General features: G+C 68.5%; 14 protein-coding genes. 10 read left to right on the forward strand and 4 right to left on the reverse strand.

What is annotated here, in order from left to right; all coding sequences use genetic code 11:
- Positions 1-14: 14 nt before the first annotated feature.
- Together ACFWY9_RS00760 and ACFWY9_RS00765 are read left to right on the forward strand one after the other, a co-directional pair.
- Positions 15-11,987 (forward strand): hypothetical protein, encoded by an 11,973-nt coding sequence (locus ACFWY9_RS00760; protein ID WP_378337818.1) that lies wholly within the window; start codon positions 15-17, stop codon positions 11,985-11,987.
- 142 nt (positions 11,988-12,129) lie between these two features.
- Positions 12,130-13,230 carry a hypothetical protein gene (locus ACFWY9_RS00765; protein ID WP_378337819.1) on the forward strand — a complete coding sequence of 367 codons (1,101 nt, stop codon included), beginning with the start codon at positions 12,130-12,132 and terminating at the stop codon, positions 13,228-13,230.
- Between the two features lie 162 nt (positions 13,231-13,392).
- On the opposite strand, the gene ACFWY9_RS00770 is transcribed toward ACFWY9_RS00765, so the two are convergent.
- Entirely contained in the window at positions 13,393-14,919 is a 1,527-nt protein-coding gene (locus ACFWY9_RS00770) for an FAD-dependent monooxygenase (protein WP_378337820.1), read from the reverse strand.
- 90 nt (positions 14,920-15,009) lie between these two features.
- Here ACFWY9_RS00770 and ACFWY9_RS00775 point away from each other — a divergent pair, with 90 nt between their 5' ends.
- The 4 genes from ACFWY9_RS00775 (at position 15,010) to ACFWY9_RS00790 (ending at position 18,567) form a co-directional block, all read left to right on the forward strand.
- Positions 15,010-15,648: a TetR/AcrR family transcriptional regulator gene (locus tag ACFWY9_RS00775; RefSeq protein ID WP_378337821.1), complete on the forward strand. Its 639-nt coding sequence runs from the start codon at positions 15,010-15,012 to the stop codon at positions 15,646-15,648.
- An 89-nt stretch (positions 15,649-15,737) separates the two neighbouring features.
- Positions 15,738-16,142 (forward strand): YciI family protein, encoded by a 405-nt coding sequence (locus tag ACFWY9_RS00780; RefSeq protein ID WP_378328591.1) that lies wholly within the window; start codon positions 15,738-15,740, stop codon positions 16,140-16,142.
- 392 nt (positions 16,143-16,534) lie between these two features.
- On the forward strand, positions 16,535-16,732 hold the full coding sequence (locus ACFWY9_RS00785) for a hypothetical protein (RefSeq protein WP_378327579.1): 198 nt from the start codon (positions 16,535-16,537) through the stop codon (positions 16,730-16,732).
- A gap of 125 nt (positions 16,733-16,857) precedes the next feature.
- Positions 16,858-18,567: an FAD-dependent oxidoreductase gene (locus ACFWY9_RS00790; RefSeq protein WP_378327578.1), complete on the forward strand. Its 1,710-nt coding sequence runs from the start codon at positions 16,858-16,860 to the stop codon at positions 18,565-18,567.
- Between the two features lie 22 nt (positions 18,568-18,589).
- On the opposite strand, the gene ACFWY9_RS00795 is transcribed toward ACFWY9_RS00790, so the two are convergent.
- Positions 18,590-19,039, reverse strand: a complete 450-nt coding sequence (locus tag ACFWY9_RS00795) for an ester cyclase (RefSeq protein WP_378337822.1) — start codon at positions 19,037-19,039, stop codon at positions 18,590-18,592.
- Positions 19,040-19,117: 78 nt separating this feature from the next.
- Between ACFWY9_RS00795 and ACFWY9_RS00800 the strand changes: the two genes are divergently transcribed.
- Together ACFWY9_RS00800 and ACFWY9_RS00805 are read left to right on the forward strand one after the other, a co-directional pair.
- On the forward strand, positions 19,118-19,762 hold the full coding sequence (locus ACFWY9_RS00800; RefSeq protein WP_378337823.1) for a TetR/AcrR family transcriptional regulator C-terminal domain-containing protein: 645 nt from the start codon (positions 19,118-19,120) through the stop codon (positions 19,760-19,762).
- 40 nt (positions 19,763-19,802) lie between these two features.
- A complete protein-coding gene (locus tag ACFWY9_RS00805; RefSeq protein WP_378337824.1) occupies positions 19,803-21,275 on the forward strand; it encodes an FAD-binding oxidoreductase in 1,473 nt (490 codons plus the stop codon).
- Here ACFWY9_RS00805 and ACFWY9_RS00810 read toward each other — a convergent pair.
- Positions 21,272-22,717 carry an aldehyde dehydrogenase family protein gene (locus ACFWY9_RS00810; RefSeq protein ID WP_378337825.1) on the reverse strand — a complete coding sequence of 482 codons (1,446 nt, stop codon included), beginning with the start codon at positions 22,715-22,717 and terminating at the stop codon, positions 21,272-21,274. The two genes, ACFWY9_RS00805 and ACFWY9_RS00810, sit on opposite strands and share 4 nt — an antisense overlap.
- Positions 22,718-22,874: 157 nt before the next feature.
- Between ACFWY9_RS00810 and ACFWY9_RS00815 the strand changes: the two genes are divergently transcribed.
- The gene (locus ACFWY9_RS00815; RefSeq protein ID WP_378327573.1) at positions 22,875-23,510 is read left to right on the forward strand and encodes a rhomboid family intramembrane serine protease; all 636 of its coding nucleotides are present in this window, start codon (positions 22,875-22,877) and stop codon (positions 23,508-23,510) included.
- Between the two features lie 49 nt (positions 23,511-23,559).
- Here ACFWY9_RS00815 and ACFWY9_RS00820 read toward each other — a convergent pair whose 3' ends face one another.
- On the reverse strand, positions 23,560-24,135 hold the full coding sequence (locus tag ACFWY9_RS00820) for a DinB family protein (RefSeq protein WP_378337826.1): 576 nt from the start codon (positions 24,133-24,135) through the stop codon (positions 23,560-23,562).
- 246 nt (positions 24,136-24,381) lie between these two features.
- On the opposite strand from ACFWY9_RS00820, the gene guaA reads away from it, so the two are divergent.
- Positions 24,382-25,424: glutamine-hydrolyzing GMP synthase (guaA, locus tag ACFWY9_RS00825; RefSeq protein ID WP_378337827.1), on the forward strand; the 1,043-nt coding region annotated here is incomplete at its 3' end.

Here is a 25,424-nt window from a genome sequence, read left to right on the forward strand (position 1 = left end):
GGGAGCGCGCGGCCGTGTCGTTGATGATCAACGAGCAGGGCATCACCCTGTTCAAGGTGCTGACCGGCACCGAGTGGCCGACGGCGGACGAGGACAAGCTGCGCGAGGTCGCCGTGCTCTACCGCCAGGCGGGAGAGAACTTCCCGCGGATCTCCGAGCAGATCCGGAAGCTCACCGACGCCATCGGCAGCGATTTCAACGGTCAGGCCGGCGCGGCGTTCGCCGACCGCATGCGGCAGCTGATCACCAAGAACGACAAGGGAGTCGTGCCGCTCGAGGCCGCGGAGAAGGCGGTCAAGGCGTACGGTGAGTACGCCGACAAGATCGCGACACAGGTCGAGTACATGAAGTACTCCGCGATCATCCAGCTGATCCTCATCCCCGCCCAGATCGCGGCCGCGTACGCGATGGCGCCCGTCACCGCAGGGCTGTCCCTGCTGCTCGTCCCGACCATCAAGGCGGTCGGCAGCATGATCCTGCGGTTCCTGCTGAACCTGCTGCTCGAAACGATCGTCTCGGTCGCGATGGCGGTGCTCGCCGCGGTGCTGGCGGATGTGATCGCCCAGGAGATCCAGATCGGGCAGGGCCACCGCAACACGTTCGACTTCGAGAGCCTGGAGAACGCCGTCAAATCGGGCGCGCTGTCCGGGTCGCTCGGTGGTGTCGCGTCCATGGGTGCCAAGGCACTCGGTGACACCCTGGCCAAGCTCGTCACCAAGGATCTCGGCAAGTTCCTCACCGAGAGCATCAAAAATGTGTTCCCGGATTCGCTGAAGGACTTCGGGGAGCAGTTCGCCAAGACACTGACGAAGTACAAGACCAACATCACGCAGAGTTTCGGCGACGAATGGTCTCGCAACCTGCCCAAGAGTGAGGCGAAGTCACTCGCGAACGACCTGACGAAGGTGTTCGACAAGAGCTTCGAGAACACCCTCACCAGTGCCGAGAAGAAGGCGCTGGGCAAGGCCTGGTCGGACACCTTCACGTCGAACGTCGGCCACGTCGGCAAGGCCGAATTGCAGCAGGAACTCAAGACGGCGCTGCAGCACTTCGAGGGCAAGATCGGCTCGGACACCTTCAAGGCGCTGACGCACGACGTACCCGAGGTGATCTACAAGGAGACCTCGGAGCATCTGAAGGGGTCAGTGCCGTACCAGATCCTCAAGCCGATCGCGGGCGCGCCGGTCTACGGCGCCCAGGGCTACCTTGGCGAAGGCCTGGACAACCTGGCTTTCAGCGATGAGCACCAGTTCAAGGCGAACTGGTGGAGTTTCACCGGCGGCGCGGTCACCGGTGCCGCCGGTGACCTGATGGACAAGTTCATGGGCGAGCCTCTCGCGGACAAGCTCAAGGACGTCGTCGAGAACCTCAAGACGCCGGACATGCCGGACGTACCGAAGGACCCACCAGGCGACACCTCGACGTTCGACGGCGGCGTCCCGCACGGCTTGGGCGACATATCTCACGGTGACGGGAACGACTTCGATCCGTCCGTTCTGGACCATTTCGAACCGGTGGAGACCGATTTCCCGAGCGGACACGAAAACGTTGCGGACGAGGGCGGAAACCACCCGGGGAACACATCGTCCACTCAGGACAAGCCGGTCGTTCAGGTCCCGACGTCGGTGCACACCCCGGCCACCGGTAACGGCCACAGCACCGGTCCCGGCGCTTCGCGTTCCCCGGAACCTCCGTCGACCACCACACCACCCTCCGGACGGCCTCCGGTGGGTGATTCCGGGACGCGGCCGGAGAACCACGGCCCCGGCGCGCCCACACCGGTGCCGACCAGTTCGGATCATGCGGGCCCCGAGCGACAGCACACCGGCGAAGACCAGGAGCTTCACCAGCTGAAGAGCTTGGAAGACCAGCTCAGCGCCGCGCCACCGGCGCCACACACCCCGGTGACCGAGTACGTCGCGCACGTCGAGGGTGCCCCCGTGGTGCCCCATGCGCTGCCGGATCAGGTGCGGCTGGACCGGCTCCACACCGGTGAGCACGGCACCATGACGCCCGAGGAGAACCGGCAGTGGGCGGACAGGATCGCCGAGGCCGGGAAGCACGGACCTCAGCACGTGCTCGACGTCATGACACAGCGGGACGAGCGGTACGCCGAACTCGCCAACGAACACCAGGAACACGAGGCGAACGAACACGCCGAATTCACCGAGGACTTCACAGCGAAGTACGAGAATCTGAAGAACACTCCGCTGGAGTTGTCCGAAGAGGACTCGAACGCCCTCGATCTGCTCGCCCAGCTGCCGGACCCGCCGATGCTTCCCGCGGACGACGAACTCGCCGAGCGGTATCGGAAGGTGTTCGGAGATGACCCGGGCGACATGTCTTCACCGCAGAAGGCGTACGAGCACGCGGAAAAGCAAGCACAGCGCTCGGCCAGGGAGCACGAGCGCAAGCTCGGGATGACTGACGTCGAGAGCGCGAAGTGGCAGAAACAGAAGGAAGCGGCCACCAAGCTCGGCGACGCGACGGAACACCTCAAGCTGCTGGACGACTACGCGAAACGGCTGGAAGAGTTGCGTGCCGCCAAGGACGCGGCGGAGATGTCCGAACTGCAGCACCGGCTCGACGACCTCAAGTCCGTCACCTTCGCCCCCGACGCCGTTTCGACCGAGACAAGCAGCGATCTTCAGCACGAGACACACGTCCTGGACCTGCTGAAGGATAGCGAAAAGGTCAAAGCACCACCCGATCTGCCGCATGCGGACGAGCCACTGCCCAAGCCGCCGTCCCGCAAACCGGGCGGGGGACGTGGGCCGTCCGACGACGATCTCCAAGCGCGGCTGAACCGGCTCAAGTCCGTCACGCCCACGTCGTCTGACGATCACGAGATCGGCACGGAGGCGAAGCCGGGCGGCGTCGACGATCTGCCGCCAGTGCCAGGGCATACCCCCGACAGCAAAGTGGACGAGGAACAATCATCCGTCCACAACGGACAGCAGCCGCCGGACGAGCCGAAGACGCACGAAACCCGCCCAGCGCCGCTCGAACAGATGGTGCAGCGTCCGCCGCTGGAAGAGGACCGGGAGGCAGGGCCGGGAGGTTCCGTCCCGAAGCCGGACGATCTGGACGACCTGTTCGGCAAGACCGACGAGCACGTCTCGAGCGAATCGGTCACCTCGAACAAGGCTGTGCTGGACGATTTGAGCTGGCAGCACGCCCCTGCCGACCGGACCGCGGACTGGTTCGCTCCGCGTGATCCGGCCCCGCCGGAGCTGTGGGAACACCTGCGGGAGAGTACGCCGCCGCGCACGGTGACCACCGAGTCGGCCGATGTCGTGAGCAGCAGCCGGATCGAGACCGGCGAGGACGGCCGCCCGCACATCGTGCTCGACTCCGCCACCGGGATGATCGGCTACGACCACCGCCGATACACCCTCGCCGACGGCCGTGCCGTCCAGGAGTTCACCGTCCGGGTGCATCTCGACCCCGCGGCGGGGGTCGCCACTGTTCACCTGGCAGGCACGAAACAGAAGGTGCTCGACGGCGTCGGCCGCTTGTACAACCGCGGCTACCGGTTGCCGGGCGGGGATCAGTTCCATGTGCGGGTCGAGTTCACCGATCAGCCCGGTGCGGCGCATGCGCGTGTCCGGCTGCGTCATCGGGGAACCACCGATCAGGCACATTGGTCGGTGGGGGACAGCGGCACCGTGCTGGCGCACGAGATCGGTCACTATCTCGGGCTGCCCGACGAGTACGTCGACCCCTCTCGGGTCCTCCAGGGCTCCCGGGGCGGCCGGGTGCACACCGATACCTCACTGATGGGGACCGCCGCCCTCGGTGACCATGCCAAGTTGCTGCCCCGGCACCTGTGGCTGGTCGAGCACGTCGCCAACGTCGCGCTGCCGGTGCATCCCGGACCGTCGCAGGAAGTGTCGGGCAGCCGGGAAGTTCCACAAAGGACGTTCGAGCCGCCCCAGCGTGCGATACTCAAACTACACGGCCTGGACATGGTCGCGGTCGAGGCGGACGGCCCAGAAACGAGCTTCGCCGCCGCGGTGACCAAGACACTGGACCCCGCCTCGCCCGCCCCGGGCCCGGACTTGGCCGGCAAGTCGCTGAAAGAGATCGCCGAGGCCGCGGGCGCGCGTGTCCACGTGCTGGAAGCGGACGGCACCTTCACCGCATACGGCCGGGTCGCCGGGGTTCCAGTGCACGTCGTGCGGGTCGGCGACCGCTACCATGCGACGAAGGAGATAGTCCACATCGGACGCCCTGGCATCTCGTACCCCGGCCCGGCGAAGATGGCAGTCGAGCATGGCAGCCCCACGGTGCACCGCGGGGAGTTCGAGGTGGAGACCATCGCGGGCAAGCACTACGTGCGGATGTACACCGCGGTCGTGCATCCGGAGCTGTTCTCGGGGGACCAGGTCCGGCCGAAGACGGAGCACAAGGACATCCAGCAGGATCCGAAGACCGGCCGGATCAAGGTGTCACCAGGCCGCAATTCGAGGCTGTGGGTGGGTGCGGGACGTCCGCTACGGGCGTTGCAGTGGCTCACCGTGTACCAGCGCGATGAGGGTGGTAAACGGCTGAAGGGTGAATCGTCCGCGGTGGTCACCCCGGTGCTGCGGTCGTTCCTGATTCCGTACAAGAAGACCTATCAGGCGATCACCGATGGGGCTGTGGTCGAAGGCGTCGGGGCGTCGGCCGCTGCGGGCAAGACGTTCAATGTGGACCAAGCGGCTGATCCCAACCAATTCGGCGTCGGAGGCGTCGATCTGGACAAGCTGATCGAGCAGGCGGTACGGGGGTCGCTCATCAGCTACACGGCAACCGGCACCGAGTTCCCGAAGGGCGGTACGTCGGGCCGGGAGCTGCCGATGTCCACATTGCACGAGCGTCTTGGACTGAGCCGGGACTTCCGGTCCGACGTGTTCGGTGAGGACTACGACCCGTGGTTCAAGGGCAGGGACGAGAAGGGAAAGCTGAAGTTCAGCAACGATCCACAGCGGTTGCGCGAGATCGCCGTCGAGTTGCGCGAGCATGTCGTCACGTGGGAGCAGATGAAGCAGGCGGTGGGGGAGCGCCGTCCTAACGCGCGTATCGAGCCGGACGCGGACTCGTTCCCCGGCCAGGAAACCGAGATTCCGCAGACGACGGTGCGTGGATTCGAGGAGCGGGTCAGGCGGCTCAACCAGTTCCTCAACAAGGTCGGCCCCGGTGCCGCGATGGTCGGGAAGGTCAGCGACAAGGTCCTCTTGACCGCGCCGGATGTCCTCCGCGAGTACCTCGCCGATACCGCACCGCCCGATGTGGACAGTGCGGCCTTCCACGAAGTGCTGGGCAAGAAGGTCTTGCCCGACGTTGTGAAGGCGGTGACCAAGGACGTGGACACCGCGATCCGGATCCTGAACAACGGCACGACAGTCAAGGACGAAACCACGCTCGAACGGTTGATCAAGAACGGCGTCAAGGTGAAGTCGGGTGCTGTCCGCACCTTCGACGTACACGTTGTCGATAAACTGACCGACACCTTCGTGAAGAAGGTACGGGCACACCCCGCCTTGGCGCTGTTCGACGACGCCAGCCGCGAGGCCGTCGCGGAGGCGGTCAAGGGAGGCTTTCGGGAGGCGCTGACCGCCGAGTTCGGAAAGCTCCGTGACTTCGCGGATTTCGAGGGCGGCAGCGGGAAGAAGGCCGGGTGGCTCAGCGGTGACCGGCTCGTCCGGTTCGGTGACCAGGTGCGCGAACAACTGGCGCTGCCCGAGGTATCCGGGCTGCGGATCGTCGGCGATCGGTTCGCGGACATGGTCAAGGGTCGGGTGCTCGGCTCGGTCGTCACTCACGCGCTGGACGCGTTCACCGGGCGGGACCTCACGCGGGCGGCATCCGGGCAGCTGAAGACCGTCATCAAGGACGAGGTGCTGCCCAAGCTGGCCGCCGACATCGCCGACGCGTTGCGGACCAGCCCCGAGCTGGCGTTGGCGGATAAGGGTTTCCGGGACCTGATGGCGAGGGCTGTCGCCGACGAGGCACGGGCGAGGTCCGAACAGGCGCTGGACGGGTTCGTGTTCGACCCGGTCGACGCCACCGAGGTCGAACAGCTGATGGACAAGGCGCCGGAGATCGCCACGCAGGCCGAGATCGGCTTCCTGATCGCGGCCGACTCCAAGCGGATCGCCATCGACTTCAACACGCGCTTGCAGGGCGAGGGCAACGCTCCGTTTCCGAACAGCTTCGCCAAGTGGAACGCGAGCCGGGAGAAGGACGCCGAGGATCAGCGGCAGGCGGGCCGGGACCTTGACGAGCTGATCAACGGCCAGAACCGCGATCCACACGCCATTGTGGACGCCCTGATCGAGCGTTTTCCGGAACTGGGGCGCAAGTTCGACGAGGTCGCCACCAAGCAGCAACCAATGCCGCAACGTATCGAAAAGGGCACCTACACGTTCTACGAGCATGCGCAGATGGTGCTCGGGCAGTACTTCGAGCTCACCGCGCACGAGGACCCCGAGCAGCGTCTGGTGCCCGCGGACGCGTTGGCCAAGGCGATCCTGTTCCACGACATCGAGAAGGTCAACGCCAAGAACCAGTTCGGGAACGGGCAAGGGCAGCACGATCGTGAGCCCGAGCACAAGCTGGCGGTCCAGCTCATGGACCGTTACCGCCACCTGTGGGGCGGCGACGCGGAGCTCCGCGTGGTCCGGGCGATGGTCGACTCGGATCCGTTCGGGTTCTACCTGCGGGGCAAGATCGACGCCGACGAAGCGTTCCGGTTCGTCCACGACCTCGCCGCCACGCTCAGCCCGGCACCGGACGCGGCTCGCAGGCTGTTCGAGGAGTTCCACCAGTACTATCAGGCCGACTTCTCGTCCTATACCGTCCATAGTGGATATATCGACCGGGACGGGGTCCGGCGCGACGGACCGAACTCCTTCACGGCCAAGTTCGCCCGTGACGACGGCAGAATCTTGTTCACCGCCGACCACAGACATTTCGCGTACGCCGAATCCGCCTTGACGGAAAAGATCCGCGCTCTCGCCGGGATGTTCGCCACCGACCGGAGAATCGTCGAGCACCGCGAACGCATCCGGATCGCCGACGAACGAGCGCAGAACGAACTGCTCGGCCAAGAACCGGCGGACCATGAAGACGGCTCCTCGTTCAGGCGTGCTCCGGTGCGGGATGACGGTGGCGCGGGTGACGGACAACACGTCGAGCTGACCGTGGCGCACGAGCACTCGCGGGCCGAATCGGCGAATGAGCCCGGACCGCTACCGGCCACGGCGGAAGTCCGTCCGCTCGTGACGGCGAACCTCGCGACAGCCGAGGCGGTCAACGGCGAACAGCTGCGAGATTCCCTGGCAGCCGTCATGAAGAAGGCCGGGATCGGCGAGCGTACGGTGAAAGCACTGCTGGCGTCCTTTTCGGACCTCGAACTCAAGGAGAATTTCACGGCCTTCGCCAACGAGGGCGTCACCAAGTCCCTGGGAAGCGGCAAGGACGCCGTCGAAGTGACTGTCCAATTAGGAATTTCCGGTGAGGCGAAGGCCGCGAAGAGCGAAGAAGACTCAGGGAAGCACAAGATCACCAACGTCGAAGGAGACTACGGTAAGGGCGCGGCCGAAACCGCTTCGGTGGCGCCGCGGGACAAGGGCGTTTCGATGTCGTTGTCGGCCGGCACGGGCACCGCGACACCGGTGCGGACGGCCGAGTTGTCCCATACCACCAAGGCGGGTGTGTCGACGACGTGGAAGTCGGCGAACACCATGGAGGCCTCGCTTAAGTCGGCCGTGGAGCTTACCTCGGCCACCACGACGACCCAGCACGCGCTCACCTACGAGTTCACACTGCACACGGTCCGGCACACCATCTCCGATGGCGGGGAGGTGGAAGACGGCGTGACGCTGACCGCGCCGGTCGCGGCTCCTGTAACGGTTTCCGGGGCAACGCGACCACGGCCGGTCACCAGCCTGCGTTCCGCGTATCTGCGTGGCGATCGCGGCCTGGCCAAGGCGGTCATCGACGGGATGCCGGAGAATTCGTTGGTCCGGAACGCGGTGACCGTGGTGGGATCGGCCGCGCGGGACGCGCTGATTCAGCAGCTGAGCGGGAAGGGACTCACGACGCGTGGCCCGGACATACTCGCCGGACACGCGATCACCAAGACACTGACCTTCGAGCATCGTGGCCGTACGCGCACTGCCACAATGGAATTCCAGGCCAGGGCCAGGAACCCGGTTCCGCTGGCCCACGGCGAGGGCTCGGTGGCGCAGACCGCGGGCAGCAAGAACGAACACGCCGGGACACAGAAGTCCAAACAGGCACTCGACGTGAAATGGGGCGGTGGCGCTTCGGCGTCGTGGCCCGGGGCGGATGGCACCTACACACTTGGCTCGCGCAAGGACTTCACCCTGTCGCTCTCCGGCAGTGGTGTCGCGAGCGATGAGCTGACGATGGTGCACACCTCGGGCACGAAGGTGCAGCACGAGGCGATCACCAAGGGGAAGCTCACCGCCTACCGGGCGGATCTCGACTACACGGTCCGGCTCACCATGGACGACGGCCCGACGGTGATCATTGTGGACGGTCACCGCGTCGGGCACGGGGCGACGGTCTGGATGACCAAGGAAGACGCGGTGGCACAGGGCTGGGCCGCCGAACAGTCCACTCCGGACGCCACGGAGGCCGACCTGGCGGACGTCGCCCTCACCGCCTCCGCACTACCCATCTCGCCGATGTCGGTGCTGGGGGCGGGTACGGCGTCCTTCCCCGCCACCGCGCTCGCCGGCCGGATCCAGAACCTGCTTTCCGGCACGGCGCTGCCACATCGGAGCCGGCAGCTCTATCAGCCTTCGCACATCATGGTGAATCAGGAACTGGTCAAGACCGAAGTGACCCCGCAGTACCTCGCCGCGCACGCCGCGGACCTGGCGGGCAACGGCCTTTCCCTGTTGCTGCCCGCCGAAACCCACGCACGCACCTCGACCGGTACCGAGTACGTGCGGGTCGTCATCCGCGCGAAACCGGTGGCTCCGCCGACGCGTGCCCTCGCGACGGCCACCGAGCTGAAGACGACGACTCAGGCGGTCACCAGCGGTGAGCACACCTCGGTGGTGAAGCGAAACTGGGCGGCGGGCGGTGGGCTCGGCGCGGGTCTCCCCACCTTCCCGTGGCTCACCGCGCGCACGGCCCAGTTCTCGGTGAACGGCACCCGCAAGTTCGGCGACACCGAGGTCACCATGACGACCTCCGCCGGGTACGAGCACGAGAAGTCTTGGCAGACGTCCACTGTGCACGGTTACCGGCAGCGGGTGCGCTACGACATCGACGTGTACGGCGAAAACGGCAAGGCGCTGGGCGATTCGCTGATCGTGGACGCGACGTTCGAGGCGGCCGGTGGCAACCGGCTGCTGGGCGCGACACCCGGCCAGGAACCGTTGGGCGAAGCGAAACTCGTCGACAGCGGAATCCCGGTGCTGCCCTCGGGGTGGAAACAGACGTCCCTTCCCGACGACTACGCGGTGCACAGCATCGAACTTCCACCCGATCTCGCCGGATGGCTCGCCAAGGCCGTCACGGGAAAGGACGCCGGGCTGGGCGTGGTCGCCGACCATCTCGTGCACACGTTCGTCAGCCCGAGCGCACTCGCCGCCCACCTCGACAAGGTGGTCACCGGTACCTACCAGACGTCAGTGCACCGGTACGGGCAGGGCGAACTCTTCACCGGCTACCGTGATCAGCTCGGCACCGGCTCGGTGCGGATGGCTTTCGGCAACGCCAAGGTGATCGACCATGCCGAGAGCCTCGAGCTCACCGTGTCCGGCAAGGCCAAGAGCAGCCACGGACATGCCTCCGCGGACCGGAGCGTGTGGGACGTCTCGGGCGATCTACGGACGAATCTCCGGGTCAACAACGAGGCTTCGGTGGTGCCGCAAGGAACCTACACCCGGACCAGTGAGAAGGCCCATGGCACCGGGGTGAAGTTCGAGCAGGAGGCGAGCCGCGGCCGGATCTACACCGGCCCCGCCTACCTCGTTTCCCTCGACGCGAGCACAGTCCTCACCGGGCGGAACACCCAGCACACCAACGCGATTCTCGGCGATCACTTCGGCAAGCAGGCCGAGCGGCACTACCGGATCGACACCCCGGACACGATCCGGTTGTGGATACCCGCCGATCAACTCCACCAGCTCGGCGAGGTCCGATGGCAGATCGCGCCGATCCACGAGAGCGCTTCGTCACCCCCTTTGTCGCAGGACTTCGTCGCGGTGACCCACCCCGGCCTCGGGCACGTCGCCGTGCGGCAGGCGGTGACCACGGAACTGCTCCCCGAGATCCTGAAAGAACTGTCCACAGTGGCTTCCCCCGTGTTGCCGGAACCGGCTCGCCAAGGGTTTCTCGGGCAACTGCAGGGGTTGGCGAAGTCGATGCGTTACTGGCTCTTCGAGCCGGGAGTCGCATCGCTCGGCGCCTCGCTGCCCCCACATCTCGCCGCACAGCTCTCGCCGTCGGGGCTCTCCGCGTTGTATGGGGATCTGCTGGGCCACGGCGTGCGGTTCGCCTATCACTACGACGGTCCGCTCGGCCGGACCGACATCGCGGTGAAACTCAAGGCCAAGCAGGGCCCGGGAAGAATTGCCGGGACCTCGGAACAGTGGAAGCTCAAGGACAAGTACAAGGCAGCGGCCGAACAGACCGGGAAAATCACGTCGACGACGACGAACGCGCTCGAGGGCAACACGGTGTGGAGTGCCTTCCCGAACGGACAGGTCCGGACGAATCCGGGCTCGGCGGGCAGCGCCGACGGCAACGTCAAGGCCGAACAGGCGACGACGTTCACCGGCAAGGACGAGACCGAGCACACGCTGAGCCATGACGGGAAGACCGCTTCGTTCGTCCACGACCTCGAACTCTTCCTGGAGGTCGAGAAGACCGCGAGCTGGGGGAGAGCGCCGAAGACGGTCTCGCTGGGCACGATCGACTGGCTGTTCCCGCCGACGTCAATCACCACCAAGGTCACGCTCCGCGCGATCCCTGACGCCGTGCGCACGATCGTGCCGGATACGGACGCCCTGCCGGTGCCGGGTGTGTTCGCGGCGCTGAGGACGGGCAACGTGGTGAAGCTGCCGGACGGCGTCCGGCCGCTGCTGCGCACCGACGAACTCCATACGGCACTGGGGGAAGTGCTGGACGGGGTGCTGCCCGGCGAGTCGTCCGGCCCGCCTCCGCCGAAGCTGCCGATCGACGCCGGGGGCAGCAGACAGATCGTGGAGCGCGCGACCGGCGCCACCCTGTTGTCCGGCCACGCACCGGCCTTGTTCGGTACCAAGGGGTATCGCATCGGCGGTCTCGACCTCGACCGAGCGTTCGCCGGGTTGCTCAACCACGGTCCGCTGACCGCGGTCACCCTGCACGCCGAACTGCTCGACCCGCGGGTGACCCACTACGCAGCGAGCGGCACGTCGACCACGAGCAAGACCGTCCACAGTGAACTCGTGGAGAGCACGTACACCACGACGGCGGCCCTGGGGTCCGGGGCCAAGGCCAGCGGGAGCGGCCAGCTGTGGAGTACCGCGTCGGGCAGTACGTCGGTGCCGGGGGAGGCCGGCCGCGCGGCGTTCGAACTGACGGTGAAGGGGCCTGCCGTCGAGCACAAGGCGGCCGAACCACTCAAGGCCGGCGGTAAGACGGAGGAGACCGAGCACAAGTCGAGTGGCGCGACCTACCTGGTGACCGCGGACGTCCGCTGGCGGGTCACGCCGGAGTACCGGGGCAAGACCGTGCCCGAGCAGTGGACGATCCCGCGTGCGGCCTTCGGCAGTAACGCCGCGGTGTTCCGGACCGACGAGGCGGGACTGCGGGCCCTCGGGCTCGCGCCGCCACCGGACATCGCGGCGGAGTCCGAGGAAGTCTTCCACGACGCGGCCGACGAGTTCGATACACCGCAGGAGGAGTTCCACGACGCGGTGGAGCAGCCGGAGAGCGTCGAGGACATGGTCGAGCGCGTCCTTTCCGGCTCCTGATGGGAAACCGGTGTCCCCGAAACCGGGACTGGTCCGGGGTGGCGGACGCCGAAAGGATGAGGCCGTGAACCGGTGCCGATGGCACCCGAGGGCAGGATCCGGCGCAGGATGGGAAACGACGGTGACTTCGGAAGGGGCGTCCGTGTCGCGGCTGGAAGAGCGGATGACGGGCAGCGGGACCGCGTATCTGATCTCGGCACAACAGCAGGAAGCCGAGACCGACGCTGCTGAGTCCACTGTGGCTTCACCGGTTTCGGCGCTGTCCGATCCCGTCGCTGACGCGGGTACTTCGGCTCCTTCTCTGTCCGAAAAGGACGGTGTGGCCGTCGCAGAGGTCGCGGTGGAGGCCGAAGCCGCGACCGTCGACGCGCGGCAGGCCGACGAACCGGCCGAATCGGCGAACCGGGTGTCCCGGCCGATTCTCGCGGGCGCCGGTGTCGTCGGGCTCGTACTGCTCGCCGCGCCGCTTCTGGTGATGGCGCTGGTGAACCATGCCGACCCCACCCCGGCGCCCGTCCCCGACCCGGCAGCCTTCCAGGACAAGGCGGGCCCGCACGGCGGTCTGGTGCCCGGTGCCCAGCCGGACACCGGGGCCGCCGGCGGACTGCCGAACCCGGCCGTGCCCGCGCCGCCGGGTGCCCCGGCGGGCCAGCAGGCAGCACCGGGCGGTCTGCCTGCCGGTCAGGCCCCACCAGCGGCTCCCGGCGGGCCCCCTGCCGCCCCCCAACCGCCCGCCGGGAGCCCTCCAGCCGCACAGTCCGCGCAGCCGTTCGCCATGGTGGCGGGACCCGGCTGTTCGGCCGGATCGTTCGGCAAGCCCGGGTACTACACCAAGGGCGACGAGGGCTGGCTCGGCAGCGGCAGTGGTGGTTACGGGGGTGACGGCTGCAACGGCAGCTTCTACTCGGTGCCGATGTCGGGCGACAACCGGGACGGCGACAACTCGGCCGTCTGGAACTTCACCACCGGCCCGGTTTCGCAGGGCAGCTGTCAGGTCCTGGTGTACATCCCGACCGGTGACGCGACCCGCGTCGGCGGCAACCCGTCCTACTACACCGTGTCCAGCGGCGGCTCCTTCCAGATCAACCAGACCCAGCAGCAGGGCCGCTGGGTCGACGCCGGCCGCTTCGCCGTGAGCGGCGGCAAGTTCTCCGTCCAGCTGCACTCCCGCGGCGTGGACTGGAAGAACAGCGGCGGCCTTGCTCACCACGCCGCCGCCCAGCTGAAGATCACCTGCTCCTGATCACGCGAGATCTCCGTCTGATCACGTGAGATCGCCGTCTGATCACGTGAGGTCGCCGGAACGTGCCCGGCGGTCTCACGTGCGGAAGCGGAGATCTCGCGTGACTGAGGAGAGGTTTCGCGTGTCTGAACGGAGAACTCGCGTGATTGGCGGCGTAACTCGTCAGGTCCGGAGGGCGGCGAGGTAGTCGGTGATACGGGGTGCTTCGGTCGCGGAGACGATCGCCGCGACGTAGTTGTCGGGGCGGATCAGTACGAGCGTGTCGCCTGCGACGCCGTAGGCGCGGGCGGCGTGACCGTCCTTATCGGACAGTCCGGGGGTGCCGGCGTCGATCGCGACCGGGTGTACCAGGTCGCCGTACGGGGCGGCGAGGCCGGGTAGTGCGGCCGCCGAGCGCTCGCCGAAGCCGAGCAGGGTGAAGTGCGGCCCGGCGAACGTCTCGAACAGCCGGACCACCGCGCCGGTTTCGACGTCTGCGCAAGGCGCGTCGGGCGCACGATCGCCCGGCTGAAGTGGACTGTCGCTTTTGGACGGTCGAAGCGACAGTGGGCTCCAGCGGTACCGGACGCCCAGTGTGCTGGTCTCCTCGGTCACCACGACATCGAGGCCGCCGCCCGGCTTCCTGATCTCGGCCAAGGCCGCGCGAAGCCGTTCCGAAGTGACCTCCAACGTCCACGCCGCGATCGGCAATCGCTCGGCCTCGTAGCTGTCCAGCAGCGCGTCCCCCGCCTCGCCCGCCGCGACGAGCGCGAGCTTCCAGCCCAGGTTGTACGCGTCCTGGATGCCGGTGTTCATGCCCATCCCGCCCGCGATCGGATGCACGTGGGCCGCGTCGCCCGCGAGCAGCACCCGCCCGGCGCGGTAGCGCTCGGCCATGCGCACGTTGACCCGGTAGGTCGAGAGCAACTCGGCCTTGGTCAGCCACTCGCCGGGCAGCCGGGCATAGCGGGCGAAAAGCCGCTGGAAGCTTTCCAGCGACGGGCCGAGCGGTTCGCCGCCGGCGCCGCGTTCCGGCGCGGCCTGGAACCACCACGTCCGCTCGGTGCCGGGTACCGGGCACAGCAGCACACCGCCGTCGGCGTCGAGCCACTGGTGCCAGAACCCGCGATCGATGCCCGTCACCTCCACGTCGCCGAGGACCATCCGCTGGTCCTCGGCGGTCTCGCCGACCAGCGGGACGCCGAGGAGCTTGCGGACCGCGCTGTGCCCGCCGTCGCAGCCGATCAGATACGCGGCCTCGAACCGGGTCCCGTCCGCGAGCGTGCCGATCACTGCTGCGCCGTCCTGGGTGAAGCCGGTCAGTTCGGCACCCAGTTCGACGTGGACGCCGTACTCGGCGAGCTTGTCCCGCAGGATCTCCTCGACCCGGTACTGCGCGATGAGCCAGCCTCGCTCGTAGGGCCGGTCGGGCGTCGGTATGGCGCCCGCCCAAGGATCGACCGACGAGATCAGCTCGCCGTCCCGGTACTTCCGCATGACCGGCGCCGAGCTGCCCGCCGCGAAGATCCGGCTCAGCACGCCGAGGTCCTCGAAGATCTCCAGCGTCCGCTGGTTCGGCCCCTTGGCCCGGGAACTGCGCGGGAACTCCGGCGACTTCTCGATGACGCGGACGGGTGTACCGCGCCGGGCCAGTTCGCAGGCGAGGGTCAGGCCGGTCGGGCCCGCTCCTGCGATCACCACGGTGTTCATCGGTCTCCTCTCGGTTGGCGTCCAGTAAAACGTAACCGAGTCTCAAGTGCAACCGAGTTAAATTAATGACCGGGTGTTAAGGTGGTGGACGTGAGCGAGCCGGTCGGCCTGCGGGCCAGGAAGCGGGAGCGCACGCGCAGGGCGATCTCCGACGCCGCGATCGCGATGTTCCTGGCGGACGGGTTCGACGCGGTTTCGGTGGCCGACGTCGCGGCGGCCGCCGAGGTGTCCAAGCCGACGCTGTTCCGCTACTTCCCGACCAAGGAGGACCTCGTCCTCGACCGCTTCGCCGATCACCGTGGCGAGGCCGCCCGCGTCGTCCGCGGCCGTGAGCCCGACGAGAAGCCCCTCGCCGCGCTGAAGCGCCACATCCGCAATGCGCTCGACGAACGCGACCCGGTCACGGGGCTGTGCGACAACCCCGAAGTCCTCGCCTTCAACCGGCTCGTGTTCGGCACGCCCAGCCTGGCTGCGCGGCTTGCGCAGCTCCGCACGTACGACACCGACGAACTGGCCGGAGCCTTCCGGGAGGCGACCGGCGAGGAGAACCCCTTCATCTGCCGGCTGGTCGCCGTCCAGGTCGTCGCCGTGACCCACGAGCTCGCCCACCGCAACTGGGCGAAGCTCGCGGGCGGGCGCAGCGCCGACGACGTCCATCAGGAGGCCGTCGTGGCGCTGACCAGGGCATTCGCCCTGCTCGGCAAGGGCGCCGAAAAATTCGGCTACTGATTTCTCCGTGTATGTAGAGCGCGCGTCGCGTGCCCCGTCCTCTCCATGAAAGCGTCAAGATGGGCGCACGAAACGGTGAGGAGCCGGACATGCCGAAGTACATGCTGCTGCAGAACTACGAAGGCGGCGCGGACTGCGACGTCCCGATGACCGAGTGGACGCCCGAGGACATCAAGGCCCACATCGAGTTCCAGCACGTACTGAACCGGGAACTGGTCGCCAACGGCGAGTTCGTCGAGGCGCAGGGCCTGGCCGGGCCGGAGCTGGCCAAGAAGGTGACGTTCGACGGCGTGACCGCGCCGGTCGTGACCGACGGCCCGTTCCCCGAGGCCAAGGAACTGCTCGCCGGGTATCGCGTGGTGGACGTCGAATCGGAGGCCCGCGCGATCGAGATCGCCGCGAAGATCTCGGCGGCGCCGGGGCCCGCGGGGGCGCCGATCCAGCAGCCCGTCGAACTCCGCCAGATCATGGACGCCCCGCAGATCCAGCCGTGAGCACCGAACCCCGCGTCGAGGACCTGCTGCGCGAACTGGCGCCGCAGGTCCTCGGCGGGCCCCGGGGGGGGGTTGGGGCGTTTGCCCCCCCCGCGGGCCCCCGCCCGGGGCGGCGTTGTTGTTGTCTCCCCCCCACCCCCCCCCCCCCCGAGCCGCTTGGCGTAACGCTGCCGAGTCAGCTGGTCACCTGGTGTCCCAGGGCTTAGCATCGAACACGCGGAGGGGAGTATTCCCCTAGCGGCGGTGTCGTTAACACGGTGCCCGTTCTCCGAGGCCCCGGCACCGTCGGCCGGTTCCGAACCGGCGGAAGAGACCTCCGGCTGCTTGTTCATGCCTTCGTCCCGCTCGGGTCCGTCACGGACTTGGCCGGACGCTGCTTGAGAGGTCGCCGGATGAGTTCGATCAGCCCTGAGTACGTCCTGGGCGCGGGCGGTGCGGTCGTGGGAAGCCTGCTCATACGCCTGTTGGCCCTGTTCATCGCGCTACGCGGCACCACGCCGGGGGAGCGTCCGGCGATCATCCGGGCCCTCGGCGACCTCTTCCGGCTCTTTCCCCGGCGCCCACCCCGGCAACCTCCGCGCTCCCGCTGACCGCCCCACCAGTCACAGGAGCCCCAACCGAGCGCGTTTAGCGGGCTAAACGCACTCGGGGGCCCGGGTAACCGGCGGGTAACTTACCTCTGGTCAGGTGGCGTGGGCCGGGTTACGCTCAGGGTGTGACTGCCAGTAACACCACCACGGGGCAAGAGCTGGACTACGACGTCGTCGTGGTCGGATCCGGATTCGGCGGCAGTGTCGCCGCGCTCCGGCTCACCGAGAAGGGCTACCGCGTCGCCGTCGTCGAGGCGGGCCGCCGCTTCGCCGACGACGAGTTCGCGAAGACGTCCTGGGACCTCAAGCGCTACCTCTGGGCGCCCCAGCTCGGCTGCTACGGCATCCAGCGCGTCCACATGCTCTCCGACGTGATGGTGCTCGCGGGCGCCGGCGTCGGTGGTGGCTCACTGGTGTACGCCAACACGCTCTACCGTCCGCTCAAGCCGTTCTACCGCGACCGGCAGTGGGCGCACATCACCGACTGGGAGTCCGAGCTCGCGCCCCACTACGACCAGGCCAGCCGCATGCTCGGCGTCGTCACCAACCCGACGATCACACCGTCGGACGTCGTCATGCGTGACGTCGCGAAGGACATGGGCGTGGCAGACAGCTTCCACCCGACCCCGGTCGGCGTGTACTTCGGCAAGCCGGGCGAGCGCGTGCGGGACCCGTACTTCGGCGGTGCGGGGCCCGACCGCGTCGGCTGCACCGAATGCGGCTCATGCATGACCGGCTGCCGCGTCGGCGCGAAGAACACACTGGTCAAGAACTACCTCTACCTCGCCGAGCAGGACGGCGCGAAGGTCATCCCGCTCACCACGGTGACTGCGATTAGCCCGCTAAACGCAGGTCAGGGCTACGAGGTGAGCCTGCGGAAGACCGGGACGACGTCGCGCAGGTTCCGGCACACGATCACCGCGGGCCAGGTGGTGCTCGCCGCGGGGACCTGGGGCACGCAGAACCTCCTGCACAAGATGAAGGACACCGGCAGGCTGCCGAAGCTCTCGAAACGGCTCGGCGAGCTGACCCGCACCAACTCCGAGGCCATCATCGGCTCCGGGCGCACCAAGGTCGACCCGGACCGGGACTTCAGCCGTGGCGTCGCGATCACCTCGTCCATCCATCCGGACGAGAACACCCACATCGAGCCGGTCCGCTACGGCAAGGGCAGCAACGCGATGAGCATGCTGCAGACCATCGCCACCGACGGCGCTTCACGCGTCCCGCGCTGGCGCCAGGCCGTCAACTTCATGCTCAAACATCCCGTCCAGACCGCGCAGCTGCTCAACGGCTACCGCTGGAGCGAGCGCACGGTGATCCTGCTGGTGATGCAGAGCCTCGACAACTCGATCACCACCTACACCAAGCGCGGGCTCTTCGGCCGCCGCAAGTACACCTCGAAGCAGGGACACGGCGAGCCCAACCCGAGCTTCATCCCGGCCGGGCACGAGGCCAACGAGCGGACCGCGGAGCACATCGGCGGCATCGCGGGCGGGACGTGGGGCGAGATCTTCGACATCCCGCTCACCGCGCACTTCATCGGCGGCGTGCCGATCGGTGCCAGCGCCGAAGAGGGCGTCATCGACCCGTACCACCGGGTGTACGGTTATCCCGGACTGTCCGTTGTGGACGGTGCGGCGATCACGGCGAATCTCGGCGTCAACCCGTCGCTCACCATCACCGCGCAGGCCGAGCGCGCGTTTTCGTTCTGGCCCAACAAGGGCGAGGCGGACGCGCGTCCCGGGCAGGAAACGGGTTACGTCCGCCTCGATCCGGTCGCGCCGAAGAACCCGGCCGTGCCCGCGAACGCGCCTGCCGCGCTGCGCCGCTGAGATGTTGATGTGCTGAGGCGCGTCACGACGCCTGGCGAGGCGCCGCGAGTTCGTCGTCGTCACCGATGATGCCGAGTTGCTGGAGCACGCCGAAGCGGTCGGTCAGCGCGTCGAATTCGGCGATCTTGCCGTCGCGCAGCCGGACCACGACGAAGCCGCGCCACGTCGCGTGCTTGCCGGTCGCTTCGCCGCGGCGGTAGTACCCGGTGTTCGTGGCCGACAGCGAGATAGTCGCCGCCACCGTGTCGCCCTCGGCGAGCATCGTCTCGACGCCGACGTGGATGTCCGGGAACGCGACGAGCATCTGCTCCCAGCCCGCCCGGAAGTTCTCGAGCCCGCCGCTGGGCGCGTCGACGACGATCGGGCCGGTCTCGGTGACGTCGTCCGTGACCACCTCGCCGATGTCGCGCAGGTCGTGCGCGTTGACCATGTCCAGGAACCGGCCCAGGACGTTCTTGGCGTGCTTGCTCACGTCTCCTCGTTTCTTACGCTGTAAGAGTGGCTGTGCGGCTAGTCTGCCCTTACGGTGTAAGAATCGTCAAGGGGCGTCATGAGCGATCGTCGTGCCAGGCCGCGAGCCGGTCTGACCAGAGAACGCGTCGTGGACGCGGCGCTGGAGTTCGTGGACGAGCACGGCGTGGCCGCGCTGTCGATGCGCAAGCTCGGCGCTGCGCTGGACGTCGAGGCGATGACCCTCTATCACTACGTGCCCAACAAGGACGCGCTGTTCGAAGCGCTGGTCGACCGGCTCACCGCGCCGCTGGGGGACGTGCTGCCCGAGCCGGGCGAGACGTGGGAGCGGTGGCTGGGCCGTCTCGCCCGCGCGTACCGTGCCGAGTTGCTGGCCCATCCCGGGGTGCTACCCCTCGCCGCCACCCGGCCGGTGACCAGTCGCGCCGCGCTCGGACACGTCGAGACCGCGCTCCGGGTGCTCACCGGCGCCGGATTCGAGCCGGTCCACGCGCTCGACGTGCTGAACACGGTGACGACGTTCGTGCTCGGTCACACGCTCGCCGAAGCCGGGCGGCCACCGGGTGCCGAACAGTCCGATGTGGACAGCGCCGGCGAACTCGATCCGGCGGAGTTTCCGCTGCTCACGAGGGCTTTGGCGGCGGGGGGTCGGCACGGCGAACGGTTCGGTTTCGCGCTCGCCGCGCTGCTGGCCGGGCTGGCGGCGGGTGCCTCCGGTGGGTGAGGCCGGGCAACCGAGCCACCGCACGGACGTCTTACCGGGCATGAGGGTCGGACGAAGGACGTTTCTGCGGCTGGCCGGGGTTTCGGCCGCCGGCGCGGTGGCCGCCGCCTGCTCGCCGGGCCGGGGTACGACGCCGTCGACCTCGACGACCTCGGCGCCGGCACCGTCCACATCGGCCAGTCCGGTGCCCACGGGCCCGCCCGACTGGAACGCCTTGCGTGGCAAGCTTTCCGGCGATCTTGTGTTGCCACGCGACAGCGGGTTCGGTGTCGCCAAGAACGCCTACAATCCGCTCTTCGACAACCACACGCCCGCCGCGGTGGCGAAATGCGCGAATGCCGAAGACGTCCAGGCGTGCGTCACGGCGGCCGCACGACGGCTCCCGATAGCGGCGCGCGGCGGCGGGCACAGCTACGCCGGATACTCGGCACCCGACCAGGGCCTGGTCCTCGACCTCGGCAAACTGTCCAGTGTGGACGTTCAGGGAGACCGCGTCGTCGTCGGCGCGGGGGCACGGCTCAAGGACGTCTACGCGGCACTCGGCCAGGCCGGGCGCAGCCTGCCCGCCGGGTCCTGCCCGAGCGTCGGCATCGCCGGGCTCACCCTCGGCGGTGGGATCGGCGTGCTCACCCGCAAATACGGGCTGACGTGCGACCACCTGGAGTCCGCGCGGATCGTTACGGCGGACGGAAAGCTGCGCACGGTTTCCGCCGGGTCCGAACCGGACCTCTTCTGGGCCCTGCGTGGTGGGGGAGGCGGGAACTTCGGCGTGGTCACGTCGTTCACGTTCCGCACCGATCCGGCGCCGAGCGTCACGACCTTCTCGCTGAAGTTCCCGTCCGGCGCGGCGGACGACGTGCTGAACGCCTGGCAGTCCTGGATTTCGGCCGCGCCGCGGGAACTCTGGTCGAACCTCGTGATCTCGGGCGGTTCGCCGGTGCAGGTCCGTGTCGGCGGCTGCTACGTCGGCAGTTCCGCCGCGTTGACTCCGCTGCTGAACGATTTCGTTTCCCGATCAGGTGCGACACCGACTTCGCGTAGTGCGCGCGGCATGGGTTATTCGGCCGCCATGGACTATTTCTCCGGCAGCGAGGATCGACAGTCCTTTGTGGCCTCTTCGCGGATCATCACCCGCCCCGTGGACGGCGGCAAGGTTACCGCGTTGGCCGCGGGAAAGTCCGGAATGGACCTGCTGATCGACAGCCTCGGTGGCGCGGTGAGCGACGTGGCGCCGACGGAAACCGCTTTCTGGCACCGCAAGGCGATCGCCAGCGTGCAGATCTACGCACCGGCGACCACGCGGAACCGGGAAGCGGTGGCCCGGTCGGTGGCCGAAGTCGTTTCCGGGCTGGCCGCCGCCGGGGCCGACGGGGGTTACGTCAACTACATCGACCCCGAGTTGCCCGACTGGGCCGCCGCGTACTACGGGGACAACGTCGCCCGGCTCAAGCAGATCGCGAAGACCTATGACCCGGACGCCGTTTTCCGCTTCGCCCAGGGCGTGACGGCCTAGAGCTCGATCCCGGTGAACACCGTGACCCGCTCCTCGGTGAGGTCGTTCATCGCCGACAGCACGCCCTCGCGTCCGACACCGGAGCCCTTGACGCCGCCATAGGGCATCTGGTCGGCTCGGTAGGACGGCACGTCGCCGATGATCACGCCGCCGACCTCCAGTTCCGACGCGGCGTGGAAGGCCAGCTGCACATCGGTGGTGAAAACCCCGGCCTGCAAGCCATACGCGGATTCGTTGACGGCGGCGAAAGCCGCATCCACACCGTCCACAACGGACACCGCGAGCACGGGGCCGAAGATCTCCTCCGCCCACGCCTTCGCGTCCGCGGGAACGTCGGTGAGCAGGGTCGGCGCCACGTTCGCGCCGTCGCGGGTCCCACCGGTGAGCACCTTCGCACCGCCCGCGACGGCCTCGCCGATCCACGCCTCGATCCGCTCCGCCGCGGCTTCGTCGACGACCGGGCCGACGTCGGTGTTGCGGTCGTACGGATCGCCGACCCGCTGCGCCTCGACGGCTTCCCGCAGTGCCGGAAGGAATTCGCCGGCGATGGCGGTGTCGACGATCACCCGCTGGACCGCGATGCACGACTGGCCTGCCTGGTAATTGCCGAACGTCGCGATGCGCTGGGCAGCCCCCTCGGGGTCGGGCCAGTCTCGCAGCACGACGGCCGCCGCGTTGCCGCCGAGCTCCAGCACGACGTGCTTGCGAGGGGCGGCGTCCGCGAGCGACCAGCCGACCGGGCCGGAGCCGGTGAACGACACCACCGGCAGCCTGGCGTCCGCGACCAGTGCCGAAGTTTCCTCGTTTCCCAAGGGCAGCACCGAAAACGCGCCATCGGGCAGCTCCGTTTCGGCCAGGATCTCGCCGAGGATCAGCGCCGACAGCGGCGTGCGCGGGGCCGGTTTGACGATGATCGGGGCGCCGACGGCCAGTGCCGGGGCGACCTTGTGCGCCACGAGGTTCAGCGGGAAGTTGAACGGTGCGATGCCCAGCACCGGCCCGCGCGGCACCCGGCGGGTCAGCGCCAGCCGCGCCTCGCCCGCCGGATCGGTGTCCAGCCGCTGGACGTCGCCGGTGAACCGCCGGGCCTCCTCGGCGGCGATCCGGAACACCGAAACCGCGCGGTTCACCTCGGCTTCGGCCCACTTGAGCGGTTTGCCGTTCTCCGCCGTGATCACCTCGGCGATCTCCTCGGCACGGGCCTTGAGCCGGCGGGAGACGTGGTCGAGTGCGGCGGCGCGGACATGTGCCGAGGTGCGGCGGAACTCCTTCGCCACCGACACGGCCGCGGCGACGGCGCGTTCGACCTGGTCCGGACCCGGGACCGCCACGGTCGCGACCTCGCTGCCGTCGTACGGGTGATGCACGACGAGCGTCGAGGCGCCCTGCTCGGGGCGTCCGGCGATCCAGGCGGGGCGGGGCTCGGGGGTGATCATGTCCATGCGCACCAAGGTATTCGCCGCCGGTGTCCCCGGTGTGGGATACCCACCCGTCCGGGGCAACCGGCGGGTCGTCACGGCTCGCTCCGTGACGCTTCGCCGGGCGGAGTGATGACAAACGTCGTGGGTCCGGCGCGACCCGCAGCTTTACCTTTCTTTCATGACCACTGTCGTATCCCGCCTGGCGTCCCGGAATCCGTATTTCGCCGTTTTCGCGCGTATCGGCGTTGCGCGGCGGCCGGTGCTGACGGCGGTGGTTTTCGCCGTGACCGCGCTGGCGGGTGTCGCCCAGCTCGTGAGCCCCGGCCTGTACGACCACGTACGGCGGGACGCGGCGGCGATCGACGCCGGTGAATGGTGGCGGCTGGTCACCGGGATGTTCTTCCAGGACGGCTGGGCGCTGGGGCTCGTGTTCAACCTGGTGATCCTGGCTTTGTTCGGGGTGGCCGCCGAGCAGGTCTTCGGGCGGACGCGGTGGCTGGTGCTCTACTTCGGCTGCGGGCTGTTCGGGCAGGCGATGAGCTATCTGTGGCTGAACCCGGCCGGGGCGGGCAACTCGATGTGTGTCGCGGGCCTGCTCGGGGCGTTGACGACGGCGGTGCTGCTCGCGCCGTCGCGGTTCGGGGTCCGCGTGGAGCGGCGGCTGTGGCTCGGCGCGTTCGCGGTCCCGGCGCTCGCGGTCGTCGACACGCTCGTCCACGACAACCACGGCCTGCCCGCACTCCTCGGGATGGCCCTCGCCTTCCTCCTGCTCCCGCGCTCCCGCACCCGCCCCGAGGCGCAGTTAGCGGGCTAATCGCGGTCCTTAGCGTGCCTAAGTGCCGCGTTTAGCCCGCTAAACGCACTCAGCTGGGGCTGAAGTGGCTGGTGTGACGGTTCCGGTAGAGGTCGCGGAGCAGCAGGATCTCGGCGCCGTGGTGGATGGTCTCGCGGTGGATGTGCAGGACGAGGGTGGCCATCGGCTCCTCGGCATAGGCGCCTTCGGCGGGGCCGCAGGGCTCGGCGAGGCCGTCGGCGTCGAGGCCACGGACGCCGCCGATCCAGCTCGCGTAGGCGTCGTCGAGCTGGCTGAGCGCTTCGGCCGCGGTGGTCGCGTAGGGGAAGGTGCCGTAGTCCATCGGCGGGCCGCCGAAGTGGGAGGCGGCGCGCATGCCGAGGACACCGACGATGACGTGCGCGAGCCGCCACGCGATGGTCGTCACCGGCGGCGGCTCCGGCGCGGGGAAGGCCCAGTCGATGACGTGACTGCCGCCGCCCGGCGCGTCAACGTCGTCGTCCCGGCGCGGGCGCACGGTCCAGCAGCCGTCCACGGGCTCCCAGAAGTATTCGTCGTCGGTCAGTGTCGCCAGTTTGGGGCGAAGGTGGTTGTGCCAATGCCAGTCGAGTTGCTCGGCGAGGTGGGCGGGCCAGTCGATGCTCATGTCCGCGACGGTACGGCCGATCGCGGTCAGCCACAGTCCTCGTTTCGCCTGGATTTGGTTGCTTGCGCCCGCTAAGCGCCGCGTTTAGCCCGCTAAACGCGCTCGCCTGGGGCGCGTGGGGCTGGTGGGGCGATGGGAAGGGGGTGGGGGAGGGAGGCGGTGAGCGCGGGGGCTGGGCGTGGGGTGACCCGGCCCACCTGGGACGATAGGAGGCGAAGCGTGCTCGCCGTCGCCAGGAGGTCGTAGGTGCCCAGTCCCACCGGTCCGGTTCTCGTCGTGGACTTCGGGGCGCAGTACGCGCAGCTGATCGCCCGGCGGGTGCGCGAGGCGCAGGTCTACTCCGAGGTCGTGCCGCACACCGCGACGGCCGCCGAGATCCTGGCGAAGAACCCGTCCGCGATCATCCTGTCCGGCGGCCCGGCGAGCGTGTACGCGGAGCACGCGCCGAACATGGACGCCGCGCTCGTCGAGGCCGGGGTCCCGATCCTCGGCATCTGCTACGGCCACCAGGTGCTCGCCCGCGCACTCGGCGGCACCGTCGAGCCCACCGGCGTCCGCGAGTTCGGCCGCACCGAGGTCCGCGTCCAGGGCGACGGCGGGGTCCTGCACGCCGGGTTGCCCAGCCAGCAGACCGCCTGGATGAGCCACAACGACAGCGTCACCAAGGCTCCCGAGGGCGCGGTCGTCACCGCTTCCTCCGAGGGCGCCGCGGTCGCCGGGTTCGAGGACGTCGAACGCCGCTTCGCTGGAGTCCAGTACCACCCCGAGGTCGCGCACTCGCCGCACGGCCAGGAGGTGCTGCGCCGCTTCCTGCACGACATCGCCGGTGTCCGTCCACAGTGGACGACGGCGTCGATCGTGGACGAACAGGTCGCGCGCGTCGCCGCGCAGATCGGCGAGGGCCGGGCGATCTGCGCGCTGTCCGGCGGCGTCGACTCCGCCGTCGCCGCCGCGCTCGTCCAGCGCGCCATCGGCGACAGGCTGACCTGCGTGTTCGTCGATCACGGCTTGCTGCGCGCCGGTGAGCGCACCCAGGTCGAGCGTGATTTCGTCGCCGCCACCGGGGTCAACCTGGTGACCGTCGACGCGCGTGAGCGCTTCCTCGACGCGCTGGCCGGGGTCACCGATCCCGAGGAGAAGCGCAAGATCATCGGCCGCGAGTTCATCCGCGTGTTCGAGCAGGCCGAGCATGACCTCAAGGCCCAGGGCGACTACCGCTTCCTGGTGCAGGGAACCCTCTACCCCGACGTCGTCGAGTCCGGCGGTGGCGAGGGTGCCGCGAACATCAA

Source organism: Amycolatopsis sp. NPDC059027 (genome assembly GCF_042739735.1).
Lineage (GTDB): Bacteria > Actinomycetota > Actinomycetes > Mycobacteriales > Pseudonocardiaceae > Amycolatopsis.

Bases quoted from the DNA above. Each gene is read 5' to 3' on its own strand.
- ACFWY9_RS00800 (WP_378337823.1), top strand. From the start codon at position 19,118: ATGAGCGATCGTCGTGCCAGGCCGCGAGCCGGTCTGACCAGAGAACGC.
- ACFWY9_RS00805 (WP_378337824.1), top strand. From the start codon at position 19,803: ATGAGGGTCGGACGAAGGACGTTTCTGCGGCTGGCCGGGGTTTCGGCC.
- ACFWY9_RS00815 (WP_378327573.1), top strand. From the start codon at position 22,875: ATGACCACTGTCGTATCCCGCCTGGCGTCCCGGAATCCGTATTTCGCC.
- ACFWY9_RS00770 (WP_378337820.1), bottom strand. From the start codon at position 14,919: ATGAACACCGTGGTGATCGCAGGAGCGGGCCCGACCGGCCTGACCCTC.
- ACFWY9_RS00785 (WP_378327579.1), top strand. From the start codon at position 16,535: ATGAGTTCGATCAGCCCTGAGTACGTCCTGGGCGCGGGCGGTGCGGTC.
- ACFWY9_RS00820 (WP_378337826.1), bottom strand. From the start codon at position 24,135: ATGAGCATCGACTGGCCCGCCCACCTCGCCGAGCAACTCGACTGGCAT.
- ACFWY9_RS00780 (WP_378328591.1), top strand. From the start codon at position 15,738: ATGCCGAAGTACATGCTGCTGCAGAACTACGAAGGCGGCGCGGACTGC.
- ACFWY9_RS00810 (WP_378337825.1), bottom strand. From the start codon at position 22,717: ATGGACATGATCACCCCCGAGCCCCGCCCCGCCTGGATCGCCGGACGC.